Origin of the sequence: Streptomyces sp. 3214.6 (genome assembly GCF_900129855.1) — a bacterium.
In the GTDB taxonomy this organism is placed as follows: Bacteria; Actinomycetota; Actinomycetes; order Streptomycetales; family Streptomycetaceae; genus Streptomyces; species Streptomyces soliscabiei.
Genome location: NZ_LT670819.1, coordinates 9,257,139 through 9,281,172, shown reverse-complemented (window position 1 = coordinate 9,281,172; position 24,034 = coordinate 9,257,139). Strand labels below are relative to the sequence as shown.

The following is a 24,034-nucleotide window of genomic DNA, read 5'->3' as shown; positions in this document are numbered from 1 at the left end:
CGCCTGATATGACTACCAACGCAAGCCTGCAGCTGGCCGCCGCGAGCGGTTTGCTCAGCCTTGGGCTGTTCGTGGTCGGCCTGGCCCTCGTGGCCGTGCTGGCCGGCAGCTTCTGGCTGGGCGCGCGCATCAAGTCGCGCGAGCCGGCCCGGCCGCGCCCCGAGGAACAGCCGCACCTGCCTCCGGGCGGGCCGGTGGGCGAGGTCCGCGAGAACCGGGAACCCGACGAGGTGCCTCGGATGCCGGAGGGCGGCCGTCCCCTCACGCCGTACGAGCTGACCAACATGCAGACCCGGCCGAGCACCGACAAGAAACGGCCGCGTTGGAGCCGCGGCAGCAGTGGCTCGTTCGGCGGGGGCGGTCTGGGCGCCCACTGAACCGGCGCCGGCGATTCCCTCTCCCTGCCTCGTCCACTCCCTCCCCCACTCCGCCGGCCCCGCAGGCCCCGCCGGCCTGCGGGGTCTTTCGGCGTCAGGTGCCCGGCCTCGGCGGGGTCGTCAGGCGCCGACGTAGGCCGCGAGGTGGTCGCCGGTGAGGGTGGAGCGGGCGGCGACGAGGTCGGCGGGAGTGCCCTCGAAGACGATCCGGCCGCCGTCGTGGCCGGCGCCCGGGCCGAGGTCGATGATCCAGTCGGCGTGCGCCATCACCGCCGGGTGGTGCTCGACGACGACGACCGACTTGCCGGAGTCGACGAGTCGGTCGAGCAGACCGAGCAGCTGCTCGACGTCGGCGAGGTGAAGGCCGGTGGTCGGCTCGTCGAGGACGTAGACGCCGCCCTTGTCCGCCATGTGGGTCGCCAGCTTGAGTCGCTGCCGCTCGCCGCCGGACAGCGTGGTGAGCGGCTGACCGAGGCTGAGGTAGCCGAGCCCGACGTCGGCGAGTCGGCCCAGGATGCGGTGCGCGGCCGGCGTGCTCGCCTCGCCCGCGCCGAAGAACTCCTCGGCCTCGGTCACCGACATCGCGAGCACCTCGCTGATGTCGCGGCCGCCGAGGTGGTACTTGAGGACCGACGCCTGGAATCGTTTGCCCTCGCACTCCTCGCAGATGGTCGCGACGCCCGCCATCATCGCCAGGTCGGTGTAGATCACGCCGTTGCCATTGCAGGTGGGGCAGGCGCCCTCGGAGTTGGCGCTGAACAGCGCCGGCTTCACGCCGTTGACCTTCGCGAACGCCTTGCGGATCGGGTCGAGCAGTCCGGTGTACGTCGCCGGGTTGCTGCGTCGGGAGCCACGGATCGCCCCCTGGTCGACCGACACCACGTTCTCGCCGGCCGGGATCGAGCCGTGCACGAGCGAGCTCTTGCCGGATCCGGCCACGCCGGTGACCACGCAGAGCACGCCCAGCGGGATGTCCACGTCGACGTCCCGCAGGTTGTGCGCGGTCGCGCCGCGGATCTCCAGCGTGCCGGTGGACCTGCGCACCGTCTCCTTGACGGAGGCCCGGTCGTCGAGGTGGCGACCGGTGATGGTGCCTGCGGACCGCAGGCCCTCGACAGTGCCCTCGAAGCAGACGCTGCCGCCCGCCGTACCGGCACCGGGGCCGAGGTCGACGACGTGGTCGGCGATCGCGATCGTCTGCGGCTTGTGCTCCACGACGAGGACCGTGTTGCCCTTGTCCCGCAGCCGCAGCAGCAGGTCGTTCATCCGCTGGATGTCATGGGGGTGCAGGCCGATGGTGGGCTCGTCGAAGACGTAGGTGACGTCGGTGAGGGAGGAGCCGAGATGACGGATCATCTTGACGCGCTGCGCCTCGCCGCCCGAGAGCGTGCCCGAGGGCCGGTCCAGTGAGAGATAGCCGAGGCCGATCTCGGCGAACGAGTCCAGTGTGTGCTGGAGCGCGGTGAGCAGCGGCGCCACCGAGGGATCCGTGAGGCCGCGGACCCACTCGGCCAGGTCGGTGATCTGCATCGCGCAGGCGTCGGCGATGCTGACGTCCTTGATCTTCGAGGACCGGGCGCCCTCGCTGAGCCGGGTGCCGTCGCACTCGGGACAGACGGTGAACGTCATCGCCCGTTCCACGAACGCGCGGACGTGCGGCTGCAGCGCGTCGAGGTCCTTGGACAGCATCGACTTCTGGATCTTCGGGATCAGGCCTTCGTACGTCAGGTTGACGCCTTCGACCTTGATCTTGGTCGGCTCCTTGTGCAGGAGGTCGTGCAGCTCCCTCTCGGTGAACCCGCGGATCGGCTTGTCCGGGTCGAAGAAACCGCAGCCGGTGAAGATGCGGCCGTACCAGCCGTCCATGCTGTAGCCGGGGATCGTGAGCGCACCCTCGTTGAGCGACTTGGAGTCGTCGTAGAGCTGGGTGAGGTCGATGTCGGAGACGGTGCCGCGGCCCTCGCAGCGGGTGCACATGCCGCCGGTGCGGGAGTAGGTCGCCTTCACCGCCTTCTTGGCGCCGCGCTCGACGGTGATCGCGCCGCTGGCCCGGACCGAGGCGGTGTTGAAGGAGTAGGCGCTGGGCGGGCCGATGTGGGGCTGTCCGAGCCGGCTGAAGAGGATGCGCAGCATCGCGTTGGCGTCGGTGGCGGTGCCGACGGTGGAGCGGGGGTCGGCGCCGATCCGCGACTGGTCGACGATGATCGCCGTCGTCAGCCCGTCGAGCACGTCGACCTCGGGCCGTGCCAGCGTCGGCATGAAGCCCTGTACGAAGGCGCTGTAGGTCTCGTTGATCAGCCGCTGCGACTCGGCGGCGATCGTGTCGAAGACCAGCGAGCTCTTGCCCGAGCCGGAGACCCCGGTGAACACCGTCAGGCGGCGCTTCGGGATCTCGATGCTGACGTCCTTGAGGTTGTTCTCGCGCGCGCCGTGCACCCGGATCAGACCGTGGCTGTCGGCGACGTGCTGCGCAGGCGGCGGCGTGTCCGTGCTGTTGGCCATGCTCAATCGTCTCCCCATCCGTCCCGCGGGACCGGCTGCGCGGTCTCCGTCGGCGTCGCCTGCTCGAACTGACGACCCACGCTATCCGCGGCCCCCGGGCGGGCGCTTCTCGAATTCTGATCGGTTCCGTGCCGCTCAGGTTCGGACAGGGGGCGGACAGTAAACGACAACGGGGGGCGGGGGCGGGCCGAAGGCGCTGAGATGGCCTGATTCGTCGTGCGGGATGAGGTGGAAGATGGCCGACGTGATACGGGCGGAACCGGCGCGGCGCGCGGGGTCGGGGGCGGGCGCCGCGCAGCAGAACCTGAAGCAGGACGTCAAGCAGAAGGTGAAGCAGAACGTGAAGCCGGGCGTCAGGCAGGCCGGCAGGCAAGGCGCGCGGCAGGGCGTTCGACAGAGCGTGAAGGACAAGCCCGAGCAGAAACGGTGCGCCTGTGGGGCGCCCGCGCCGGGGGGTGTCGTGGGCGGGGCCGAGGAGCGGTTCCGGGGGCTGCTGGAAGCGGCGCCGGACGCCATGGTCATCGTCGACGACACGGGCATCATCAAGCTCGTCAACGCCCAGACCGAGGCCCTGTTCGGGCACGGTCGCGAGGAACTGCTCGGCCGTCCGGTCGAGTTGCTGATCCCGCACCGGTTCCACGGCCAGCACACCGTGCACCGGCGCGGGTACACCGCCAACCGCCAGGTCCGTCCGATGGGCGCCGGACTCGAACTGCACGGCCTGCGCAAGGACGGCACGGAGTTCCCCGTCGAGATCAGCCTGAGCCCCCTGGAGACCAGGGACGGGCTGCTGGTGTCCGCCGCCGTGCGCGACGTCAGCGACCGCAAGGCGGCCGAGGCGCGCATCAACGAGCTCGCCGCGCTCGTGGAGTCGTCCCAGGACGCGATCCTCGCCAAGACCCTCGACGGGTACATCACGTACTGGAACACGGCCGCCCAGCGCCTGTACGGCTACACCGCCGAGGAGGCCATCGGCCGGCATGTCTCGATGCTGGCCCCGCCGGAGCTGCGGGGCGAGGTCCGTGAGCTGCTCGAGCGGCTGCGGCACGCCGAGAAGGTCGAGCACTACGAGACACTGCGGCTGACGAAGGCCGGGGCGCTGCTGGACGTGGACGTCACGCTGTGGCCGACCCGGGACACGCACGGCACCGTGGCCGGGGCGTGCGCGATCGTGCGGGACATCAGCGACCGCAAGCGCGCGGAGGCCGAGCTCACGGCCCTGTACGAGCAGCAGCGGCATATCGCCCTGACGCTGCAGCGCAGTCTGATGGGCACCCCGCCGGCCCTGCCAGGTCTGGCCACCGCCAGCCGCTACCGGCCCGCCACGCAGGGCGCGGGGGTGGGCGGCGACTGGTTCGACCTGATTCCGCTGGGCGCCGACCGGGTGGGCGTGCTGATAGGCGATGTGATGGGCCGCGGGCTCGAAGCCGCCGCGGTGATGGGCCAGTTGAGGTCGGCCGCGCATGCGCTGGCGAAGACCGGGATGCAGCCGCGGCAGTTGATGCGGGCGCTGGACACCTGTGTCGCCGACCTCGACGTGCCCGACCAGCTCGTCACCTGCTGCTATCTGGTGATCGCCCCGGACGCGGGCACGGTGACGGTCTGTTCGGCGGGGCATCTGCCGGTGCTGGTGTCCGGGGCGGGCGACGGCGTGAGCGCCCTGCCCTGTCCGGTCAACGCCCCGCTCGGCGTCGGCGACGTCGTGTACGAGCAGTCCAGTTCGGAGATACCGCCGGGGGCCACGCTGGTGCTGTACACGGACGGCCTGATCGAGACGCCGGGCAGCGACATCGAGGTACGGATCGATGAACTGACCGTGCTGCTGGAGGAGTTGTTCGTCGGCACGCCGTGTCTGGAGGCCGCGGCGGACCAGGTCCTCGCGGGTCTGCTGCCGGACGCCGACGGTCACAACGACGACGTCACCCTGCTGCTCGCGCAGTTACCGGCCGCGCCACTGGCCGCCGTCACCACCCATCTCCCGGCCGTCCCGGCGTCCGTGCCGGAGGGGCGCGCCTTTCTGCGCACGGCGCTGACCTCGTGGAACTGCGCCGACAGCGCCGAGGACGCGCTGGTGCTGCTGTCGGAGACGCTGACGAACGCCGTCCAGCACGCGCAGGGCCCGGTCGGCCTGCATCTGCACCGCACGGCCACCGATCTCACGGTCGAGGTGAGCGACCGCAGCCCGCAGCTCCCCCAGCCGCGCCTGGCGGTCGAGGGCGAGGAGTCGGGCCGCGGCCTGGTGCTGGTGCGTGCCCTCGCCGCCAGTTGGGGGGTGCGGCCGACGGACGAGGGCAAGACGACGTGGTTCACGCTGAAGCTGTGAGCCCCCGGGGCGGACGGCCGCAGGCCAGGGCGAGGGCGTCCAGGTGTGCCTGGACGTAGGGCACGGCCACGGCGTGCAGTTCGAGTTCGCCGTCGACGAACGCGGGCTGGACGTTCACCTCGAAGACGACCCCGCCGTTCTCCACCGCCAGGTCGACGCCGGCGAAGGGCAGTCCGACCGACGCGGTGGCGGCGACGGCGAGTTCGGCGAGCCGGGGATCGAGGTCCGGCGGGGCGATGTGGACGGCGGTGGCGCCCTGGCAGGTGTTGCAGGGGGTATCGGTCGCGGGCTGGAGGTGCTCGCGGGCGTGTACGACGCGGTCGCCGAGGACGAAAACGCGGAACTGGTGGCGCAGGCCGTCGGCGGTGATGTTGCCCGCGTCGCGGGACAGGAGCCAGTCGGTGCCGCGTTCGGCGTAGTAGGCGGCGGCGTGCTCCAGCTGGGCTGGGGTGGTGACATGGAAGGTGTCGTTGCCGCCGGTGCCGACGACGGGCCGGGCCCAGGTGTCGCGGCCGAGCCGGTCGAACGTGCCGGCCGCCTCCGGCAGGGAGGGCCGGGACAGCACCACGGTCTCCATCTGGGCGACGCCGTCCCGGTGGAAGCGTTCGACGGTGAGGTTCTTCTCGGTCGCGGTCCGCCAGGCGTCGGGGCCGGCGGCGAGCGTCACCACGTCGTGGCCCTCCAGGAGCTCCTGGAAGCCGGCGAGGGCCCGCCGGTGATGCGGCGGGATCTCGTAGAGCAGGACGACGTCGGGCACGAAGTCCAGCCGCTCTTCGGGGACTTGCAGCCGTAACCGGCCTCCGTCGCGGATGCCGCGGCCGGTGCCGCCGCTCGCGAAGTGCCGGGAGTCGATCCGGACGGGCGGTGCGCCGGTGAGCAGTTCGACGGCCTCGGCGAGGTACTCACGGCATCCTTCGGGCGAGGTGGGGTCGGCGATCAGGGCGATGCACGGTCGGGACACAGCGGCCTCCAGTGGCTCTCGACGCGCGCTCGTACCGCGGGCGGCCCTCGCGCGGCCCGAGCGGTGTCATGGATGGTGCCTGTCGCGCGGGTGGTCCTCGCATGCGTCGCCCTGGGAGCCGCGCGGTGCGCGGGGCCGTCCCGGGTCCGGACGGGCGCCGGGCGGGGACGAGGACGACTGGTGACCACAGGGGGTGGGACGGGGCCCAGCCTCGCCGGATCCGCGTGCAGGGCTGGCCGACCACTGTAGGCACCGGGCGGCAGGCCGTACCAGGGCGCACGACGCCCCGTCTCCTGCCCCGCCTTCTGCGCCGTCCGCCCCGTTCCGTGCGCCCTGCCCGGCCACGGGTGAGCTGCCGTCTCAGGCGTCCCAGGCCCACTCCGCAACCTCCGGGAGGTCGGTGCCGTGGACCCGGATCCAGTCATGGTGGCGCAGTCGCGCGTCCTCCATCCGCTGGCGCACGACGGCGGCGCGCACGGCGAGACCGGGGACGCGGTCGATGACGTCCATGACGAGGCGGTAGCGGTCGAGGTCGTTGCGGACGACCATGTCGAACGGTGTGGTCGTGGTGCCGATCTCCTGGTAGCCGCGCACATGCAGGTGGTCGTGGCCGGTGCGGCGGTAGGCGAGCCGGTGGATCAGCCAGGGGTAGCCGTGGTAGGCGAAGATCACGGGCTTGTCGGCGGTGAACAGGCCGTCGTACTCGAAGTCGCCCATGCCGTGCGGGTGTTCGTCGCTCGGCATGAGGCGGGCGATGTCGACGACGTTGACGACGCGCACGGCGACCTCCGGCAGGGTGCGGCGCAGCAACTGGGCGGCGGCCAGCACCTCCTGGGTGGGTACGTCGCCCGCGCAGGCGAGGACCACGTCGGGTTCGCGGGCGCCGTTCTCGGTGCCGGCCCAGTCCCAGATGCCGACGCCGCGCGCGCAGTGGACGCGGGCCTGGTCCATGGTCAGCCAGTCGAAGCAGGGCTGCTTTCCCGCCACGATCACGTTGACGTAGTCGCGGCTGCGCAGGGCGTGGTCGGCCACGGACAGCAGGGTGTTGGTGTCCGGCGGGAGATAGACGCGTACGGCTTCGGGGCTCTTGTTGAGGATGTGGTCGACGAAGCCGGGGTCCTGGTGGGAGAAGCCGTTGTGGTCCTGCCGCCAGGCGTGTGAGGTGAGCAGGTAGTTGAGGGAGGCGACGGGTGCGCGCCAGGGCAGTTTCCGGGTCACCCGCAGCCACTTGACGTGCTGGTTGACCATCGAGTCGACGATGTGCACGAACGCCTCGTAGCAGGAGAACAGTCCATGTCGGCCCGTCAGCAGATAGCCCTCCAGCCAGCCCTGACAGGTGTGTTCGGAGAGGATCTCCATCACCCTGCCGTGCCGGTCGAGGTGTTCGTCGACCTGGAGGGTCTGCGCCTGCCAGGCCTTGCCGGTGGCGTCGTAGACGGCCTGCAGCCGGTTGGAGGCGGTCTCGTCGGGGCCGACGAGGCGGAAGTCGCGCCGGTCGGCGGTGGAGCGCATGACGTCCTCGAGCAACCCGCCCAGCACACGGGTGGGTTCGTGCAGGGTGCTGCCCGGCTTGTTGAGCGGGACGGCGTACGCGTCCAGGTCGGGCAGGGGCAGTTCACGCAGGCGCAGCCCGCCGTTGGCGTGCGGGGTGGCGCCGAGGCGGCGTGTGCCGTCGGGGATCCAGGCGAGCACGTCGAGGCGGGGGCCGCCGTGCTCGTCGAAGAGTTCCTCGGGCTGGTAGGAGCGCAGCCACGCCTCCAGTTGGCGCAGGTGTTCGGGGTTGTCGCGGACGGCGGACAACGGCACCTGGTGGGAGCGCCAGGTGCCCTCGACGGGCAGGCTGTCGACGTGGGCGGGGCCGGTCCAGCCCTTCGGGGTGCGCAGCACGATCACCGGCCAGCGCGGGCGTTCGCCGGAGCCGTCCTCGCGGGCCGCGCGCTGGAGGGCGGCGATGCGGTCCAGGGCGGTGTCCATGGCCTGCGCCATCGCGCGGTGGACGGCGTGAGGCTCGTCGCCGGTGACATGGATCGGGTCGTGGCCGTAGCCGCGCAGCAGCTCGTCGAGCTCGGGTTCGGGGATCCGGGCCAGCAGCGTCGGGTTGGCGATCTTGTAGCCGTTGAGGTGCAGGATCGGCAGGACGGCGCCGTCGTGGACGGGGTCGAGGAACTTGTTGGAGTGCCAGGAGGCGGCCAGCGGCCCGGTCTCGGCCTCGCCGTCGCCGATCACGCAGGCCACGACGAGGTCCGGGTTGTCGAAGGCGGCGCCGTAGGCGTGCGAGAGCGAGTAGCCGAGCTCGCCGCCCTCGTGGATCGAGCCGGGGGTCTCCGGCGCGACATGGCTGGGCACGCCGCCGGGGAAGGAGAACTGCTTGAACAGCCTGGCCATGCCGGCCGCGTCCCGCGTGACGTCCGGGTACGTCTCGGTGTACGAGCCCTCCAGCCAGGAGTTCGCGACCACCGCGGGACCGCCGTGCCCGGGCCCCCAGACGCACAGGGCGTTCAGGTCGCGGGCGCGGATGACGCGGTTGAGGTGCGTGTACACCAGGTTCAGCCCCGGCGAGGTGCCCCAGTGGCCCAGCAGCCTCGGCTTCACGTGCTCCGGCCGCAGCGGCTCGGTGAGCAGCGGGTTGGCCATGAGGTAGATCTGGCCGACGGCCAGGTAGTTCGCGGCGCGCCAGTGGGCGTGCAGCGTCCTGAGCTCGTCGTCGGTGAGCCGGTCGGACGTCGCTTGCGGGTCGACGGACATCTCGGGTTCCCTTCCGGATCGGGGGCGCTCGGAGGTGCGTGCCGTCCGTGCTGCTGTGCCCTACCTCCCCGCCCTCCGCCCCCGCCGGGTACCCGACAGGGCCGAGCGACCCGTACGGAGCAACAGAGCCGTCCGTAAGGGGGCGCACCACCCGCCCGCCCCGGCTTCCCAACCCCGAGCCAATCGAGCCCGCCGCGCTAATCAAGCCCACCAAGACCATCGAGGCCGTCAAGGCCGCCGAGCCCGCTAAGCCCGCCGAGGCCGTCAAGGCCGTCAAGGCCGTCAAGGCCGTCAAGGCCGTCAAGGCCGTCAAGGCCGTCAAGGCCGTCAAGGCCGTCAAGGCCGCCGATGGCGCCGATGGCGCCGAGCCCGCCGAGCTAATCGAGCCCGTCGATGTGGGCCACGTTCTGGCGGTCCTCGGCGTTCTCGCTCGGCTCGGCGGCGAACCAGGCGTCCAGGATCTCCTTCAGGAGCGGCTCGGAGGTCAGGCGCAGACCGAGGGCCAGGACGTTCGCGTCGTTCCAGCGGCGGGCGCCGTCGGCGGTGTAGGCGTCGGTGCACAGGGCGGCCCGGACCCCGGACACCTTGTTCGCGGCGATCGACGCGCCGGTGCCGGTCCAGCAGCACACCACGGCCTGCTGCGAGGTCCCGTCGGCCACGTCCCGCGCCGCCGCCTCCGAGCACACCGCCCAGCGGGGGTCGTCGCCGGGGCGCAGCGCGCCGTGCGGCACCACGTCGTGCCCGCGGCCGCGCAGCTCCGCGACGAGGGCGCGCGCCACTGGTTCGTCCATGTCCGAGGAAACGGAGATCCGCATGTCGGGGAGCCTACTTGGCGCTCAGGACGACGGCTACGCGGTCACCCCGGGGTCCCCCACGCCCCGCCCGTGAGCCCGACCGGGTTGGCGCCCGGGAGGATCCCGGAGCCCAGGACGGTCCGGGCGAGCGGTTCGAGCAGGTGGGCGAGGCGGGCGGTGGCGTCGGCGCCCAGGGCCGTCCACGGCGCGGCCGCCGCGGCGTCCGTGTCCGCCTCCACCTCCTCGTGGGCGGCCGCTCCCGCCTTGGTGAGGCGCCCGTCCTCGTCGAGCCAGCCGCGCTCGGTCAGCTCCGTCCGGGCCGACCGCCAGGACTCGATGTCCCACTTGCGGGTCTGCCGTTGGAACTCCTCGTCCGACTCCCCCGCCGCACACTTCAGCACCATGGCCCCGATCGGGCCCAGACGGCGGCCGACGAGCACGGCGACATGGCCGTCGCCGCGGTGTTCCCGCAAGGTGGTCACCGCCTGCCAGAGCCTGACGTGGGCCTGCGCGGGGCGCGGGAGGGCCTGGTTGGCGGCGCCGAGCACGCGCCCGGCCGTGTCCGCGGCCCGCGCCGCCTCCCAGGCGAGGTCCGCGGCTTCGGCCAGCTCGGCTGAGCCGAGGACATCCGGGCCGTACAGGCTGGTCATGGCGGCGTCCACGGCCCGTTCGCGGGCCGCCAGCACGTCGTCGGGCGCCGCGAAGGCCCAGGCGTCCGGCAGCGCACGTGCCACCCGGTCGGGGTGGAAGACGTAGAAGCAGCTGGTGACGACGGAGCCGGGAACGGGTCCGAGAGGGGCCGCGCGCAGGGCGAAGTAGCCCATCCAGTAGCCGCGCATCCCGAGGCCGTCGGCGGCCGCGCGCACTTCGGGGGCGAAGTAGATCAGCTGGTGGACCGGCTCGAACCGCTCCCACATCGCCCGTGCGTCGATGTCACTCACTCCGAAGTCCTCCGGCCGGTCGGTGGCAGTGCCACTAGTGGTGGTGTGACGTTCCGAGAGGCAGCTTCCGTCATGACGGCGGTCATAACAACCCCGCCCCGGCGATGTCGGTGGGCCCGACTAGCCTGCGCTCATGACCGAGACGATCACCGACGACCGCCGTTTCCCGCCCGCCCTCGCCGAGGTGGCCGCGGCGGAGTTCCCCTACGAGGACGGCGAGGGCTTCGACTTCGAGCCGTACGACGACTTCGACTCCGCCGAGGAGACCACCGACTGGATCCGCCACTGGACCGGCAACCACGACCTCGACGGGGACGCCTTCCGCGTCTTCGGGCAGGACGGCACCGGTGGGCTCGCCGCCCTGTGGTGTGTGCGGCTGGGCAGACCCCTGACCGAGCAGCCGGTGGTGTTCATGGGCTCCGAGGGCGAGGTCGGCGTGGTGGCGGGCAACCTGTCCGACTTCCTGTGGCTGCTGGCCGACGGCTTCGGCCCGATGGAGGTGGTGGAAATCCCGGACCGCGACGCACGCCCCCAGCCCCGACTCGCCGAGCTGGCCGCGCGTCACGCCACCACCCCGCGCCGGCCCGCCCGGACCGTCATCGCCGAGGCGCAGAGAGAGTTCCCGTCGTTCGCGGAGGACATCGACGCGCTGTGCCGGTAGGGCCGGAGCAGGCCGGTGCACGGTGCACGGTTACGGACGCCACGGTCGGCGCTGGCCTAAGGTTGCGCGGGAAAGCGCTTTCTAGCATGGTCATGCCACTGCCTAGTCGGGAGCGTCGATGCCGCACACCGCACCCCAGGATCCCTCGCCCTCATGGACCCGCAAGGCGTTTCTCCGGGGCATGACGGCCGTCGGACTGGCCCCGCTGCTGCCCGCGGTGCTTCCGGCGGACGCCCACGCCGTGTCCGGCGCCCGTCGGGGCTTCGACCTGCTGCGCGACGGCGTCGCGGTCGACGTGTTCGTGGACGCGGCCGACGATCCGGCCGTGGTCCGCGCGGCCGGCGACCTCCAGGCCGACGTGGGGGCGCTGGGAGGCCTCCGTGACCCAGGTGGTGGAGCGTCCGGCCCCCGGGGTGGCCAGCGCGCGTGCCTCGACGACCAGCCGCCCGTCGTCCTGTCGGGGCAGGCCGTCGCCACCGGCAACCGCGGTGACGCCTGGGCGCGCAACGTGGAGGAGGGCATCGAGAAGCTCACCACTACGGTGACCGTCGGCGAACCCGGCGAGCATGTCCTGCGGGTGCTCATGGTCGACCCGGCGATCGCCGTGGACCAGATCGTGATCGACACCGGCGGGCTGCCGGCCGCCGCCTATCTCGCGCCGCCCGAGAGCTACCACCCGGTGTTCAACCCCGAGCCGGACCCGGGCCCGGGCCTGGCCGCCCCCGACCAGTAGCCGACCTCTTGGGGACGGCCGCCGGTGCCCGTCGGCTCGGCGGCATCGGCAGTGTGTTGGTGATGTTCGCCCGATCCGTCCGCCCGCGAGCGGACCGGTCAGGGAGGCGGAATGCCGGTCAGGGGGTCGGAATGCCGGCCGGGCGGTTCGGCCGGGCGGGGCGGTCGAAGCGGGCCGGGACGCCAGGCGAGCAGAGGACGCTCACCGGCTCCCCCACCGGCTTCGGCAGACCGGCCGCCACCACCAGATCCTCCTGGCACTCCACGAGTTCCGCCCGGTGCAGCGGCCAGCGCGGATGGGCGTTGGGCAGGTACATCGGACGGCCGAAGAAGGCGCTGTGCATACCCCAGCGCGCGGTCAGGAAGTGCTCCAACGCGGTGGGTTGAGAGATCCGCTCGCCCACCCGCACGGTGAGCCGGCTGCGGGCGCCGCGAGGACCGGGCCAGCGGCGGCGGCTGGCGTACGTGACGGTGTCGCCGTCGGCGTCGATCGTCATACGGGACCACACATACGGCAACCGGAAACCGATCCGCGCCACGGCCACCGGCAGCAGGCGGGAGGCGTCCAGCGACCGGAAGACCACGCCGCGCCGCCCGTGTGCGTCCACCGAGTAGAGACGCACGTTCGTCTCGGGGAAGGACCCCAGGTAGGGGACGCCCGGGAGACGGAACCAGCCCACGCGGTGCATCCGGAACGCGACCAGACCGACGTAGGTGACGCCGTCCAGGGTGTCCGGGACCGTGCCGGGCGGGAGCAGCCCCGCCACCTCGGCCGGGTCCGCGGCCCAGTGGAGGAAGGCGAGGTCGAGCCAGGACTGGGTGAGCAGCGGGCGCGCTATCGCGTCCGGCGCGTCAGGCGTTATGGGGTGCGGGGTGGCCACCTCTTGTGGCTGTGGTGTCGACGGCACCGCGCCAGTATCACCACCGGCGCCCCGGCGCGACCCCTCGCCGTCGCCCGTCGCCGGGAACTGTGGCTGAGACCACGTCGACGGTGAGACCGGGACCGTGTCCTCCCGGGGAGCCGCAGGCTACGGTTCAGGAGACCCCGAAGCACGATGGCTCGCACCTCGTCGCTTCGTCACCTTGTTGCCTCGTCACTCGTCGCTTCGCCGAAGATCCCGGACGGCCCCGTGCTCGCAGACCTCTCCCCGCTCATCGCCGCCACCACCGAATGGCTGACCCGGGCCTATCCGGCCAGCGGCGGCGCGCTCGCCCACGCCCTGTGCGAGGCGCAGGCCCGCCAGGCGGTGACCGTAGCGGCCTGGCTGCGCTATCCGACCGCCACGGACGCCGCGCTGGTCGGCTTGGTGGGCCCCGGCGGCTCGGCCCGGCTGGACTGGACCAGCGGCCCGGCGGACCCGGACGCTGACGGGGACGACTCGGCCTGGCGCAGCTGGGTGGACGAGGTCGTGGCGAGCTGGGCGGCCTGCCTGCTCACCGACGCCGGACTCGCCGCGGGAGCGGTGGCCGGTCTCACCGGAGGCGACCACACGCACGGTGCGTCGCCGGACTTCCGTCGCCTGGTCTCCCCCGACGACCGGGACCGCCAGGCCGCCGCACTTCTGCGTCATCCCGACCTCGTCGCCCCCGTGGCCGCCCTCCACCACCCCCAGCTCCTCGCCCGCCTCGGCCGAGGCCAGGCCCTCATGGCCTGACGCCCCGACGATCCAGCCAGGTACCCGGCCGACAACACCGCCGACCTGGCCGGGGCGGGGCGGGGCGGGGCGGGGTCAGGCGTGTTTGCCGCGGCCTGTCAGGGTGTCGCGGAGCCGGTCGACCAGGCCCGCGCCCGGGGACAGCAGCTTGTTGGCCGGGGGCTTGTCCGGGGCGACCGGGTGGGGACGCGTCGGGGCGGTCTTCTTCGCCCTGCGGACCTTGTCGCCGAGGTCGTCGAGCGCGTCCGCCGGGCATGTCGCGAGCAGCCTGGGGAACAGGTTCTGCTCCTCGTCGACCAGGTGCTCGCGGATCTCCCGCATCAGCATGCCGATGAGCCGGTCGAACTCGGGATCGTCCGGCTCGCGGGCTTCCAGGTCCTTCATGATCTGCTCGGCCCGCGCATGGTCCGCGAGTTCCTTGTCGGCCAGGGCCGCGCCGCCGGGCAGGTGCTCGCGTACGGCCGGGTAGAGGTACTCCTCCTCGGCCACCGAGTGCCGGACCAGCTCCATCGTGGCCTGGTCCGCGTACAGTTTGCGGTTCTTGGCGCCGGACGGCAGCGCCTCGATCCGTCCGAAGAGCTCCTCCACCTCTCGGTGATCGGTCACCAGCTCGTCGATGACGTTTCCACCATGACCCATGTCCTTCGCCTCCAGCCTCAGCGCGACGGCCCCGGGAGCGGGCCCGCCAGGCCCCGAGTGCCCCGCATCGAGGGGTCGACACGACACCGTCCGCGGGGGTCAGCCCTCCACGCCGGTGGCGTCGTGGGCGGCTCCGACCGGCTTCGACTCCGGTGAGCCCCGCTGCCGCAGGTAGATCGACAGCACCGCCATCGAGGCCACGGCCAGCAGTTCGGACTGCCAATTCTGCAGCGTACGGTTCCAGAAGTCGGCCGAGCCCAGGTACCGCGACCAGCTCATGGGGGCCTGGAGCTGCCGCAGCCGCTGCTCGTTGAAGGCGGCCGCACCGGTGATCGAGTGAACCAGCCAGCACAGCACGAAGATCGTCCCCATGACCAGCAGCAGCGAGTGCGAGTACACCGCGCGACGCCACCCCGGGGCCGCGGCCCACTTCGGCGAGTTCTCCTCGGCGTGCTCGCCGACCCGTTGTTCCTTGTCGGACTCGGTGCCGGCCTTGTCCAGCTTCTTCGACTCGGGCGAGCCGCGCTGCAGCAGCCAGACCGTCGCGCCGACGTAGAGGAAGAACTGCAGGTACTCCGACTGCCAGTTCTCCGCCACGTCGACGGCGAAGTCGGACGTCGTCAGGTACTCGGCGAAGCTGATCTGCTGGAGCTGTTCCACGGCCAGCTGGTTGTTGAAGTCGGCGTGGCCTGCGATCGCCTGCCCGGCGACGGCGAACAGGAACGTGACGGTGAAGAACAGCCCGAGCCCGTTGTCCCGCACGAATCCCAGCACGCGTCCGCGCCCCGAGGCCTCGGGCCGGGAGGAGTTCCGCGTCATCGTTGCATCAGTCCCAGGGCGGCGAGGTAGGCGAGGCCGACGGCGATGATCAGCAGGATGGCGGTGAACATCACGCGCATGGTGTCACCCGCCCTTGATCCGGCACTGGTACGGCTGTTTCCGTAGCCGTACGCATCCGGCGGCCACGACCTTCCACCCGTCGTCGAAGCGGGAGAGGAACAGGGTGTCCTTGGCGAGCACCGCCCGCGCCTGGTTTCCGTAGACGTCGGCGAGCCGCAGGGCGCCGCCCCGAGGCGGTGCCTGCGCGCTCAGGGCCTTCGTGCAGGAGCCGTCGGCCGACTGTGCGAGCTCCTCGACGGTGCCGGGCGCCAGGGCGGCGCAGACGCGGCCGTAGGCGCCCTCGTCGAGTGCCTTCTCGAAGGCCGCCGTGACGTCCCGTACCGCGTCGCGCCGCTCCGACAGCGTGCCGCACGCGCCGACGGCGGCGGCGAGGACGGCGACGGCCAGCGGACCGCGCACCCGTCGGAGCGTCCGACCTCCCACGAGCGGCGCCCGCTTCCGCGGTTCCCGCACCCGGCCCCTCACGCCGGGACCTGTTCGGCGGAAGTCAGGACGGCGGGCGGACCGGCGAGGATGCCGCCGTCCAGGACGAACTCGACCCCCGTCGAGAAGGTGGCGTCGGCGACGATGAAGAGCACCATGCGGGCGACTTCCGCGGGCTCGCCGAACCGGGGCAGGGGCTGTCCGGCGGTGTAGGAGTCGTCGAAGCCGACGGTCATGCCGGTCCGGATGGCGCCGAGGTGAGCGGAGCAGACGCGGATCCCGTCGTGGGCCAGTTCCAGCGCGGCGGTCTTCGCCAGCCCGCGCAGCCCCCACTTGCCGAGCTGCGCGACCAGGGCGCGGCTTCGGCTTCGAGGATGTCGGCGACGACCACGTGGGCGCCCTCCGCCGCGAGCAGCCGTGCCACGGCGGCGCCGATGCCACGGGCTCCGCCGGTGACGATCGCCACGCGTCCGTCGAGACGTCCCACCCTCACCTCCTGATCCGGGGCTCGCCCTCGCCACAAGCATCTGCTGTGGTGGCCCACCTCGCAGTTCCTGATGACCCATAAGGCGCCCCCGGCCCCCCTCTCCCTCTCGCTCCCGCTCCTTCTCGTTCTTCTCTCCCGCGCGGGGTGGTGCGCGGGAGCGGAGGTGGTGGCAGGCAGGATGGGATCATGAGCGTAGTCAAGATCAACGTACTGTCCGTCCCGGCGGAGCAGCGGGAGACCCTCGAGAAGCGGTTCGCCGCACGCGCCGGTGCCGTGGAGAACTCCGACGGCTTCGAGTGGTTCGAGCTTCTCCGTCCGGTCGAGGGCACGGACACCTACCTCGTCTACACGCGGTGGCGTGACGAGGAGTCGTTCCAGGCGTGGCGGGACGGCCCGATGCAGGGGGCGCACCGGGGCGGCGCGGAGGGGGACCGCCCCAAGCCCGCGGCTTCCGCCGCCACGCTGTGGTCCTTCGAGGTCGTCCAGCAGGCGGCACCGAAGGGCGAGTAGTCCGTACGACGGCGGGTGCGCGCGGTGGCGTCCACCCGCCGAGGACGGTCCATCAGGCGTCGGGGGCCGCGTGGACGCGTTCCCCCGCGACGAAGGTCTGCAGGACCCGGGTGGCGGCGATCTCCTCGGGCGGGCCCGTGAACGGGTCCCGGTCGAGGACGACCAGGTCGGCGGCCTTGCCGACGGTGATGCTGCCGGTGACGGCGTCGAGGTGGTTCACGTAGGCGCTGCCCGCCGTGTACGCGGCGAGGGCGGCGCCGAGGTCGAGGCGCTGTCCGGGCAGGAACTCGGGGGTGCCCTCGGGTGCGTCCGGGGAGACCCGGTTGACGGCGACGTGGATGGCCTGGAGCGGGTCCGGGCTGCTGACCGGCCAGTCGCTGCCCGCGGCGAGGGTCGCTCCCGCGCGCAGCAGGTCGCCGAAGGGGTACTGCCGGGCGCCGCGTTCGGGGCCCAGGAACGGCAGGGTGAGTTCGTCCATCTGGGGTTCGTGGGCGGCCCACAGCATCTGCAGGTTGGCGGTGGCGCCGAGCGCCCGGAAGCGTCGTATGTCGTGAGGGTGGACGACTTGGAGGTGCGCCAGGTGGTGGCGGGTGTCGCGGTGGCCGTTGGCGGTGCGGGCGGCCTCGACGGCGTCGAGCGCCTCGCGCACCGCGCGGTCGCCGAGGGCGTGGAAGTGGACCTGGAAGCCGAGCGCGTCGAGTTCGGTGACGTACTTCCTCAGCTCGCCGGGTTCGACGAAGCTGATGCCGCTGCCTCCCGAGGAGCAGCCGCAGCCGGTGAGATACGGGTCGAGCATCGCCGCGGTGTGGTTCTCGGCGATGCCGTCCTGCATGATCTTCACCGTGCCGGCGCGGAACCGGTCACCGCTCAACTCCTCGCGTCGCGCGGCGAGTTCGGGGATCTGCTCGGCGCCGCGTTCGCGGTCCCACCACAGCGCGCCGACGACGCGGGCGGTGAGCAGTCCCCGGTCCAGTGCCGCGCGGTAGGAGGGCGCGGGGTCGGTCATGTTGGCGTAGGCGCCGACGATGGCGTCCTGCCAGGCGGTGACACCGTGGGAGTGCAGCACGGCCTGGGCGCGCAGCAGGGCGGCCAGTTGGTCCTCGGGCGTGGGGGTGGGGACGAGCCGCCCCACCAGATGGACGGCGCCCTCCTGGAGCATGCCGGTCGGGTTGCCGTCGGCGTCGCGTTCGATGCGGCCGTCGGCGGGGTCGGGGGTGCGGGCGTCGATGCCTGCTCGTTCCAGCGCCCGGGTGTTGACCCAGGCGCCGTGGTGGTCGCGGTTGGGCAGGAAGACGGGCCGGTCGGGGACGATAGCGTCCAGGGCCGCGGCGGTGGGGGCGCCGCCGGGGAACGCCTCCAGGGACCAGCCGCCGCCGGTGATCCATTCGGCATCCGGGTGGTCGTCGGCGTACGCCCGGATCCGCCGCAGGTACTCGGCGGGGTCGACGGTGTCGGCGAGATGGCACAGGCCGAGTTCCAGACCCGCGCCCTGCGGGTGGACGTGGGCGTCCTGGAAGCCGGGGAGCAGCAGTTTCCCGGCGAGGTCGACGACCTCCGTGCCCGGCCCGATCAGTGCGTGCACCTCGTCGTGACCGACGGCCGTGATCCGCCCGCCGTGCACGGCCACGGCGGTGGCCCGGCTGCGGGCGGGATCGACGGTGTGGACGGGCCCTCCGGTGAGGACGAGATCGGCGGGGCCGGTGGCCTGCGACTGCGACATGGGAGCTGACTCCGTGGTGGGGGTGCGGGGGGGGGCAGGGAACGGGTCGGGGCGGACGGGCGCTCAGACGGCCGTACGGTCCATGGGGAGGGCGATCGTCTCGGCGTCGGTGCCGTGTCCGGTGCTGAAGTACGGCGACCGGCGGACGTACTTGGCCACCGCGGCCATCCCGAGCCCGGCGAGGACGATGACGGCGGGCAGGGAGAACATGAACCACCCGTTGTCGGGGCTCAGTTCGAAGTGGTCGCTCTTGGTCAGGTAGGAGTATCCGAGATAGCAGCCGAGACCGAGCAGCACCAGACCGGACACGGCCGGCACGCCCACGGCGAGCAACGCCGTACGGAACCCTTCGCGGCGGTCGGGCCAGAAGCGGACGGCGCACGCGAGAGCGGTGAGGCCGTAGTAGAGGGCGACGAGCAGGCCGATGGAGTTGACGGCGGCCAGCAGCATGTCGCTCAGCCGCGGGATGGCGACGGCCAGCAGGGCGATCACGAAGGCGATCGACAGCACGACGACGGTTCCGGCGGCGGGGGTGCCGTACCGGCGATGCACCCGGGTCCACACCGGACCCATGGTGCGGTCCCGGCCCATCGCGAGCAGCCCGCGCGCCGTGGGGATCAGCGTGGACTGGACCGAGGCGGCGGCCGAACACATCAGGGCGACCACGGGCAGGGTGGCCCAGGGCTCGGCGGCCAGCTTCTCACCGAGGTACGGCAGGGCCTGCGGGCCGTTCTTGATGAGTTCGGGCAGGCTCATCTCCCGCTGGAAGGCGACCGAGGCGAAGAGGAACAGTCCCAGCATCGCGGACAGGGCGATCAGGCCGCCGCGCGCCGCGTCGCCCGGACTCTTCGTCTCCTCGTTGACGCTGAACGCCGCGTCCCAGCCCCAGAAGAAGAACACGGCGAGGACCATGCCCTGGGCGAAGGTGGTGCCGTCCGTGATCTCGAAGGGGTTGAACCAGGAGAGGGAGAAGGACTGCTTGCCGGTGATCAGGGCCCAGCCGCAGAAGCCCAGCAGCACGGCGTACTCGAAGACCAGCAGCACGAACTGGAAGCGGGTGGTGGCGCGGGTGCCGGTGACGGCGAGAGCGGTGAGGCCGAGCAGAAGCACCAGCCCGACGGCCGTGCTGACGCCGGTGGACGACGGATCGAGGGCGATGCCCGCCAGGGAGTGCAGGCCGGCCTTGTTGGCGAAGATCAGGACGACGGAGCCCATGACCGCGCTGGTGTAGGCGCAGAAGATGACCGAGCCGACGATGGTGACCCACCCGGTCAGAAAGCCGGGCCAGGGACCGAGCGTCTTGCCGACCCAGGTGTAGCCGTTGCCGCAGTTGGGTTCCGAGCGGTTGAGCCGGGCGTAGGCGGTGGCGATGCCCAGCACGGGCAGGAAGGCGAGGAGCAGCAGCGCCGGGGCCTGCAGACCCACGATGGTGGCGATCGTGCCCATGCCGATGGCGATGCTGGTGGTGGCGGCGGTGCTGGAGGCGGCGATGGCGACACCGTCGACGACGCCGAGGGAGCGGCGCAGTGGTGTGGATGACATGGAAGGCTCCTCGCAGGGAGGGGAGGCGGGAAGAGCCGCGCGGGACTGTGATGGAACACCTGGCCTTCGCGTTGCGTCAATCCTGTTGACATAAGGCGTCCGGGGCCTCTTCACTGCGGGTACGCGGCCCCCACGGTCCCCGCGGTCCCCACGACCCCTGCGGTGCCCCCGGTCCCGGCGATCCCAAGCAGCCCCAAGCAGCCCCAAGCAGTCCGAAGCGGTCCGAAGCGACAGGAGCCCCGGCATGACCACCCGAGTCCCGCAGGAGCGCAGTCGCCGACGGCCCACCCGCTCGGGGGTCCTGCTGTCGGAGGACCTGATCGTGGAGACCGCCCTCAGGCTGATCGGCGAGCACGGTCCGGAGGCGCTCAGCGTGCGCCGGCTCGGCACCGCCCTGGGCTGCGACCCCAGCGCCCTCTACCGCTACTTCCACGGCACCGACGATCTGGTGCTCGCCATCGCCGACCGCATCATCGGCGACGCCATGGCAGGGTTCGCCTCCAGGGGCGACTGGGTGGCCGACCTGCGCGAGATGGCCCTGCGGGTCCGCGCCGGATACCTCGCACACCCGCGCGCGGCGGCCTTCGCCTCGTACCGGGTGACCCGGCGTGAGAACGAGATCCGCGCCGTGGAGACCGGGGTCGGCCTGCTGTTGTCCGCGGGCTTCGAACCGGCCGAGGCCACGCGCCTGTACCTGACGTTCATAGACACCGTGCTCAGCCATGCCGCCATGGACGCCGCGTTCCATGCGCTCCCGCGACAGCAGCGCGAGGCCGACCACCGGGCCTGGCGCGAGGTCTACCAGGGGCTGGACCCCGCTTCGTATCCCGCACTGACCACCGTGCGCCAGGAACTGCACACCATGGGGAGCAGTTCCTTCGAGGAGGCGGTCGATCTCCTGCTGGAGGCGCTGGCAGCCCGCGCCCTTCGCCGGCCGCACGCGTGACCCACCCGCCTGTCGAAGCCGGGGCCTGACCCCGGGGGATCCGCGCGGGGCGAGCTTTTGTTGGAACGTCCTGACATGCCTGTTGACATCCCTCGTGGGCGGCTCCATAGTCATGCCACTAGAGCGCGCTACTAACGCGCTCCAGCGACCGGAACGCGTGGTCCACATCCATGACCGCTCCCTCCATGACCGCTACAGCCATCACCTCATCGACAGCAGGGGCATCCATCTGACGCCCGCCCGTTTCCCGGGCCGGGGCAGCTTGCTCCGACAAGTCCAGGGCTCCCACACAGCTCGCCCTCGGCGTGTCACTCTCCACCACGGATGCGCTCTCTGCCCTTCTCCCACCCCAACCGCACAGCGAGGTGCAAGGGACATGCACAGACACCACCGAGCCGCCACTTTGACCGCCACCGCTCTGGTGGGCGTCCTGTTCGCCGCGGGCTGTTCCAGCAGCTCGGGCGGCAAGAAGTCCGAAGAGGGTACCGCCGACGCCTCCGCGGGCAAGGCCACCACCCCCCGCATGACCGTCGCCATGGTCACCCACGCCTCCCCCGGCGACACCTTCTGGGACCTCATCCGCAAGGGCGCCCAGGCCGCCGCCGCCAAGGACAACATCAAACTCATCTACTCCAGCGACCCCAGCGCCGGCAACCAGGCCAATCTCGTCCAGAACGCCATCGACCAGAAAGTCGACGGCATCGCCCTCACCGCTGCCAAGCCCGAAGCCATGAAAGACGTCATCGCCAAAGCCACCACCGCCGGCATCCCCGTCGTCGGCTTCAACTCCGGCGTCGACGACTGGAAGAAACTCGGCATGCTCGAGTACTTCGGCCAGGACGAGAACATCGCCGGCCAGGCCTTCGGCGAACGCCTCAACTCCCTCGGCGCCGAACACGCCCTCTGCGTCATCCAGGAACAGGGCCAGGTCGCCCTCGAAGCCCGCTGTGCCGGCCTGAAGAAGGGCTTCACCGGCAAGACCGACATCCTCTACGTCAACGGCACCGACATGCCCTCCGTCAAATCCACCATCACCGCCAAACTCAAGGCCGACTCCTCCATCGACCAGGTCGTCACCCTCGGCGCCCCCATCGCCCTGACCGCCGTACAGTCCCTCGCCGACGCCGACACCAAGGCCAAGGTCGCCACCTTCGACCTCAACAAGGACCTCGTCAAGGCCGTCCAGAACGGCACCGTCGAATTCGCCGTCGACCAGCAGCCCTACCTCCAGGGCTACCTCGCCGTCGACTCCCTCTGGCTCTACAAGACCAACGGCAACGTCAGCGGAGGCGGCACCGCACCCGTCCTCACCGGCCCCGCCTTCATCACCAAGGACAACGCGGACGCCGTCGCCGAATTCGCCGCGAAGGGCACCCGGTGATGAGCATGACCCCAGCATGCCGAGCCGACGGTGACCACACCGCCGGCCTCCGGCCCGAAGCAGAGCGACGGACTACTCCTTCGGCGGCTGGAAGGACTCCCTCCTCGGCGACTCCCCCATCCACGGCCCCGAAGGCATCCGCTTCTACACCCGTCCCAAGGTCATCACCACCCGCTGGCCCCACCCCGCCCAGCACCACACCCCCACCGGCTTCAACTTCCCCACCTCCACCTGACAGTCCGCCCAATTCCGGTCCGTCGTCGGTGTGTTGTGGCAGTATCGGCTGGCATGTCACCGCTACCCGTGTGGTCACCCATGCCCGCTCGTCGTCTGTTCGTCGTGCTGCTCCTGCTGCTCGTGGCGGTCGGCGCCGGAGTGGGTGATGCCGGCGCGGCGGCCCGGTCGGGGGTGTCCAGGGCCGCGGCGACGCCCGATCACGCCCGCTACGACGTGGTTCTGCGCTCCGACGCCGACGGCAGCCACTGGAGCGGACGGCAGCGGGTGTCGTTCCGTAACTCGTCCGACCGGCCGCTGCGTGAGGTGTACCTGCGGCTGTGGGGCAACGGCGAGGACGGATGCGGCACGCCCGACACGCCTGCCCGCGTCACCGTGTCGCGAGTAGGCGGCGGCGCGCCGGGCTCGCTCACCGTGGCTTGCACGGCCCTGCGCATCGCCCTGCCGAAGCCGCTCGCGCGCGGCGAGCGGACGTCGGTCGCCTTCGACGTCTCCATCACCGTGCCCGACCGCAATGCCCGCTTCGGCCGCGAGGGCGCCCACCGCTTCCTCGGCAACGCGCTGCCGGTGCTCGCCGTGCACGACGCGAAGGGGTGGCACCTCGACCCGTATGTGGCGGTCGGTGAGAGCTTCTACGCCCTGACGAGCGACTTCCGGGTCCGTCTCGATCACCCGTCGGCCCTGAAGGTGCCCGCGACCGGTCGTACCCGGACCCTGCCCGGCCGGCCGGGCCGTACGGTCACCCTCAGCGTCGCGGACCGGGTGCGCGACTTCGCGTGGGCCGCGGGCCCCTTCCGTACGGCGACGCAGACCACGCCCGGGGGCGTGCGCGTGAAGTCGTACTGGGCGTCCGACACCCCGGCCGAGGGCGTGCGTCTCAACCGCGCGGACGCCGTCGCCGCGATCGACCGGTTCGGCCGGGAGTTCGGCCACTACCCGTACGGCGAGATCGACCTCGTGATGACCCGCCAGTTCGGCGGCGGCATGGAGTACCCCGGTCTCGTGCTGCTCGGCACCACCGAGGAGGGCAGCGCCGTCGTCCACGAAGTGGCGCACCAGTGGTGGTACGGCATCGTCGGCAACGACGAGTACACCTCACCGTGGCTGGACGAGAGCTTCGCCCAGTACGCCAACGCCCGCTTCTACGGCTGGGACACCCGCGACTGCTGGTCGGACGTCTACTGGCCCTACGGCAGCACAGCGCTGCTGACCTCCTCGATGGCCTACTGGTCGCAGCACCGCGGCGAATACCACCTCGTCTACACCGCCGGGCCCTGCGCCCTGGCCGACCTGGAGCGCACCCTCGGCGCCGACAGCATGGCACGACTCCTCAAGCGGTACGCCCAGGACCACTGGTACGGCGTCTCCACCACCGCCGACTTCAAGAAGGCCGCCCAGTCCATGACCGGCCAGGACCTCGGCCCCTTCTGGGAAACCCACCACATCCGGTGAACGAATACGGCGTTCCGGCTCTGGGGGCCAGAACGATCGTCTGACAGCGCGTAGACAGTACGAAGGCAGCACGAAGGCAGCACGAAGGCAGCACGAAGACGGCATCAGT

The 24,034-nt window shown here is 71.7% G+C and carries 22 protein-coding genes and 1 pseudogene; 10 read left to right on the top strand and 13 right to left on the bottom strand.

Annotated elements, in window-relative coordinates; all coding sequences use genetic code 11:
* Nucleotides 1-8: 8 nt before the first annotated feature.
* On the top strand, nt 9-377 hold the full coding sequence (locus B5557_RS41970) for a DUF6479 family protein (RefSeq protein ID WP_173877793.1): 369 nt from the start codon (nt 9-11) through the stop codon (nt 375-377).
* Between the two features lie 120 nt (nt 378-497).
* On the opposite strand, the gene B5557_RS41965 is transcribed toward B5557_RS41970, so the two are convergent.
* Nucleotides 498-2,879, bottom strand: coding sequence for an ATP-binding cassette domain-containing protein (locus B5557_RS41965; RefSeq protein WP_107472689.1), 2,382 nt, complete (start codon nt 2,877-2,879; stop codon nt 498-500).
* A 235-nt stretch (nt 2,880-3,114) separates the two neighbouring features.
* On the opposite strand from B5557_RS41965, the gene B5557_RS41960 reads away from it, so the two are divergent.
* Nucleotides 3,115-5,202, top strand: a complete 2,088-nt coding sequence (locus B5557_RS41960; RefSeq protein ID WP_231976168.1) for a PAS domain S-box protein — start codon at nt 3,115-3,117, stop codon at nt 5,200-5,202.
* On the opposite strand, the gene B5557_RS41955 is transcribed toward B5557_RS41960, so the two are convergent.
* The 4 genes from B5557_RS41955 to B5557_RS41940 form a co-directional block, all read right to left on the bottom strand.
* The gene (locus tag B5557_RS41955) at nt 5,186-6,163 is read right to left on the bottom strand and encodes an ATP-grasp domain-containing protein (RefSeq protein ID WP_079664437.1); all 978 of its coding nucleotides are present in this window, start codon (nt 6,161-6,163) and stop codon (nt 5,186-5,188) included. The genes B5557_RS41960 and B5557_RS41955 overlap by 17 nt on opposite strands.
* Nucleotides 6,164-6,523: 360 nt before the next feature.
* Complete coding sequence (locus B5557_RS41950; RefSeq protein WP_079664436.1) at nt 6,524-8,908, bottom strand: phosphoketolase family protein; 2,385 nt, start codon at nt 8,906-8,908, stop codon at nt 6,524-6,526.
* A 377-nt stretch (nt 8,909-9,285) separates the two neighbouring features.
* The gene (locus tag B5557_RS41945; protein WP_079664435.1) at nt 9,286-9,723 is read right to left on the bottom strand and encodes an RpiB/LacA/LacB family sugar-phosphate isomerase; all 438 of its coding nucleotides are present in this window, start codon (nt 9,721-9,723) and stop codon (nt 9,286-9,288) included.
* 41 nt (nt 9,724-9,764) lie between these two features.
* Nucleotides 9,765-10,643, bottom strand: a complete 879-nt coding sequence (locus B5557_RS41940) for an SCO6745 family protein (protein ID WP_079664434.1) — start codon at nt 10,641-10,643, stop codon at nt 9,765-9,767.
* A gap of 133 nt (nt 10,644-10,776) precedes the next feature.
* Here B5557_RS41940 and B5557_RS41935 point away from each other — a divergent pair, with 133 nt between their 5' ends.
* The gene (locus B5557_RS41935) at nt 10,777-11,304 is read left to right on the top strand and encodes an SMI1/KNR4 family protein (RefSeq protein WP_079664433.1); all 528 of its coding nucleotides are present in this window, start codon (nt 10,777-10,779) and stop codon (nt 11,302-11,304) included.
* Nucleotides 11,305-11,422: 118 nt separating this feature from the next.
* Nucleotides 11,423-12,037, top strand: coding sequence for a hypothetical protein (locus B5557_RS46415; protein WP_443031322.1), 615 nt, complete (start codon nt 11,423-11,425; stop codon nt 12,035-12,037).
* A 118-nt stretch (nt 12,038-12,155) separates the two neighbouring features.
* Here the strand turns inward: B5557_RS46415 and B5557_RS41925 are convergent, their stop codons facing one another.
* Nucleotides 12,156-12,944, bottom strand: coding sequence for a YqjF family protein (locus B5557_RS41925; protein WP_079664431.1), 789 nt, complete (start codon nt 12,942-12,944; stop codon nt 12,156-12,158).
* Nucleotides 12,945-13,166: 222 nt separating this feature from the next.
* On the opposite strand from B5557_RS41925, the gene B5557_RS41920 reads away from it, so the two are divergent.
* A complete protein-coding gene (locus B5557_RS41920; protein WP_079664430.1) occupies nt 13,167-13,691 on the top strand; it encodes a hypothetical protein in 525 nt (174 codons plus the stop codon).
* Nucleotides 13,692-13,766: 75 nt separating this feature from the next.
* Here B5557_RS41920 and B5557_RS41915 read toward each other — a convergent pair whose 3' ends face one another.
* The 5 genes from B5557_RS41915 to B5557_RS46020 form a co-directional block, all read right to left on the bottom strand.
* The gene (locus B5557_RS41915; RefSeq protein WP_079664429.1) at nt 13,767-14,330 is read right to left on the bottom strand and encodes a hemerythrin domain-containing protein; all 564 of its coding nucleotides are present in this window, start codon (nt 14,328-14,330) and stop codon (nt 13,767-13,769) included.
* 99 nt (nt 14,331-14,429) lie between these two features.
* Nucleotides 14,430-15,149 carry a DUF6766 family protein gene (locus B5557_RS41910; RefSeq protein WP_079664428.1) on the bottom strand — a complete coding sequence of 240 codons (720 nt, stop codon included), beginning with the start codon at nt 15,147-15,149 and terminating at the stop codon, nt 14,430-14,432.
* An 84-nt stretch (nt 15,150-15,233) separates the two neighbouring features.
* On the bottom strand, nt 15,234-15,629 hold the full coding sequence (locus B5557_RS41905) for a hypothetical protein (protein WP_231976167.1): 396 nt from the start codon (nt 15,627-15,629) through the stop codon (nt 15,234-15,236).
* Between the two features lie 62 nt (nt 15,630-15,691).
* Nucleotides 15,692-15,946 carry an SDR family oxidoreductase gene (locus tag B5557_RS46025; RefSeq protein ID WP_331716849.1) on the bottom strand — a complete coding sequence of 85 codons (255 nt, stop codon included), beginning with the start codon at nt 15,944-15,946 and terminating at the stop codon, nt 15,692-15,694.
* The gene (locus B5557_RS46020) at nt 15,886-16,140 is read right to left on the bottom strand and encodes an SDR family NAD(P)-dependent oxidoreductase (protein ID WP_079664426.1); all 255 of its coding nucleotides are present in this window, start codon (nt 16,138-16,140) and stop codon (nt 15,886-15,888) included. The genes B5557_RS46025 and B5557_RS46020 overlap by 61 nt, the downstream gene beginning before the upstream one ends.
* 186 nt (nt 16,141-16,326) lie before the next feature.
* On the opposite strand from B5557_RS46020, the gene B5557_RS41890 reads away from it, so the two are divergent.
* Nucleotides 16,327-16,650, top strand: a complete 324-nt coding sequence (locus B5557_RS41890) for an antibiotic biosynthesis monooxygenase family protein (protein ID WP_079664425.1) — start codon at nt 16,327-16,329, stop codon at nt 16,648-16,650.
* Between the two features lie 52 nt (nt 16,651-16,702).
* Here B5557_RS41890 and B5557_RS41885 read toward each other — a convergent pair whose 3' ends face one another.
* Together B5557_RS41885 and B5557_RS41880 are read right to left on the bottom strand one after the other, a co-directional pair.
* Entirely contained in the window at nt 16,703-18,370 is a 1,668-nt protein-coding gene (locus B5557_RS41885) for an amidohydrolase (RefSeq protein WP_079664424.1), read from the bottom strand.
* 63 nt (nt 18,371-18,433) lie between these two features.
* Nucleotides 18,434-19,912: an APC family permease gene (locus tag B5557_RS41880; protein ID WP_079664423.1), complete on the bottom strand. Its 1,479-nt coding sequence runs from the start codon at nt 19,910-19,912 to the stop codon at nt 18,434-18,436.
* Nucleotides 19,913-20,156: 244 nt separating this feature from the next.
* Between B5557_RS41880 and B5557_RS41875 the strand changes: the two genes are divergently transcribed.
* From B5557_RS41875 to B5557_RS41865, 4 genes and pseudogenes are all read left to right on the top strand, one after another.
* The gene (locus B5557_RS41875) at nt 20,157-20,858 is read left to right on the top strand and encodes a TetR/AcrR family transcriptional regulator (protein ID WP_079664422.1); all 702 of its coding nucleotides are present in this window, start codon (nt 20,157-20,159) and stop codon (nt 20,856-20,858) included.
* 376 nt (nt 20,859-21,234) lie between these two features.
* On the top strand, nt 21,235-22,239 hold the full coding sequence (locus B5557_RS41870; RefSeq protein WP_079664421.1) for a sugar ABC transporter substrate-binding protein: 1,005 nt from the start codon (nt 21,235-21,237) through the stop codon (nt 22,237-22,239).
* Between the two features lie 73 nt (nt 22,240-22,312).
* A pseudogene (locus B5557_RS45560) lies at nt 22,313-22,474 on the top strand (methylmalonate-semialdehyde dehydrogenase (CoA acylating)); the annotation flags it as partial.
* 80 nt (nt 22,475-22,554) lie between these two features.
* A complete protein-coding gene (locus B5557_RS41865) occupies nt 22,555-23,925 on the top strand; it encodes a M1 family metallopeptidase (RefSeq protein ID WP_231976166.1) in 1,371 nt (456 codons plus the stop codon).
* Nucleotides 23,926-24,034: the final 109 nt, after the last annotated feature.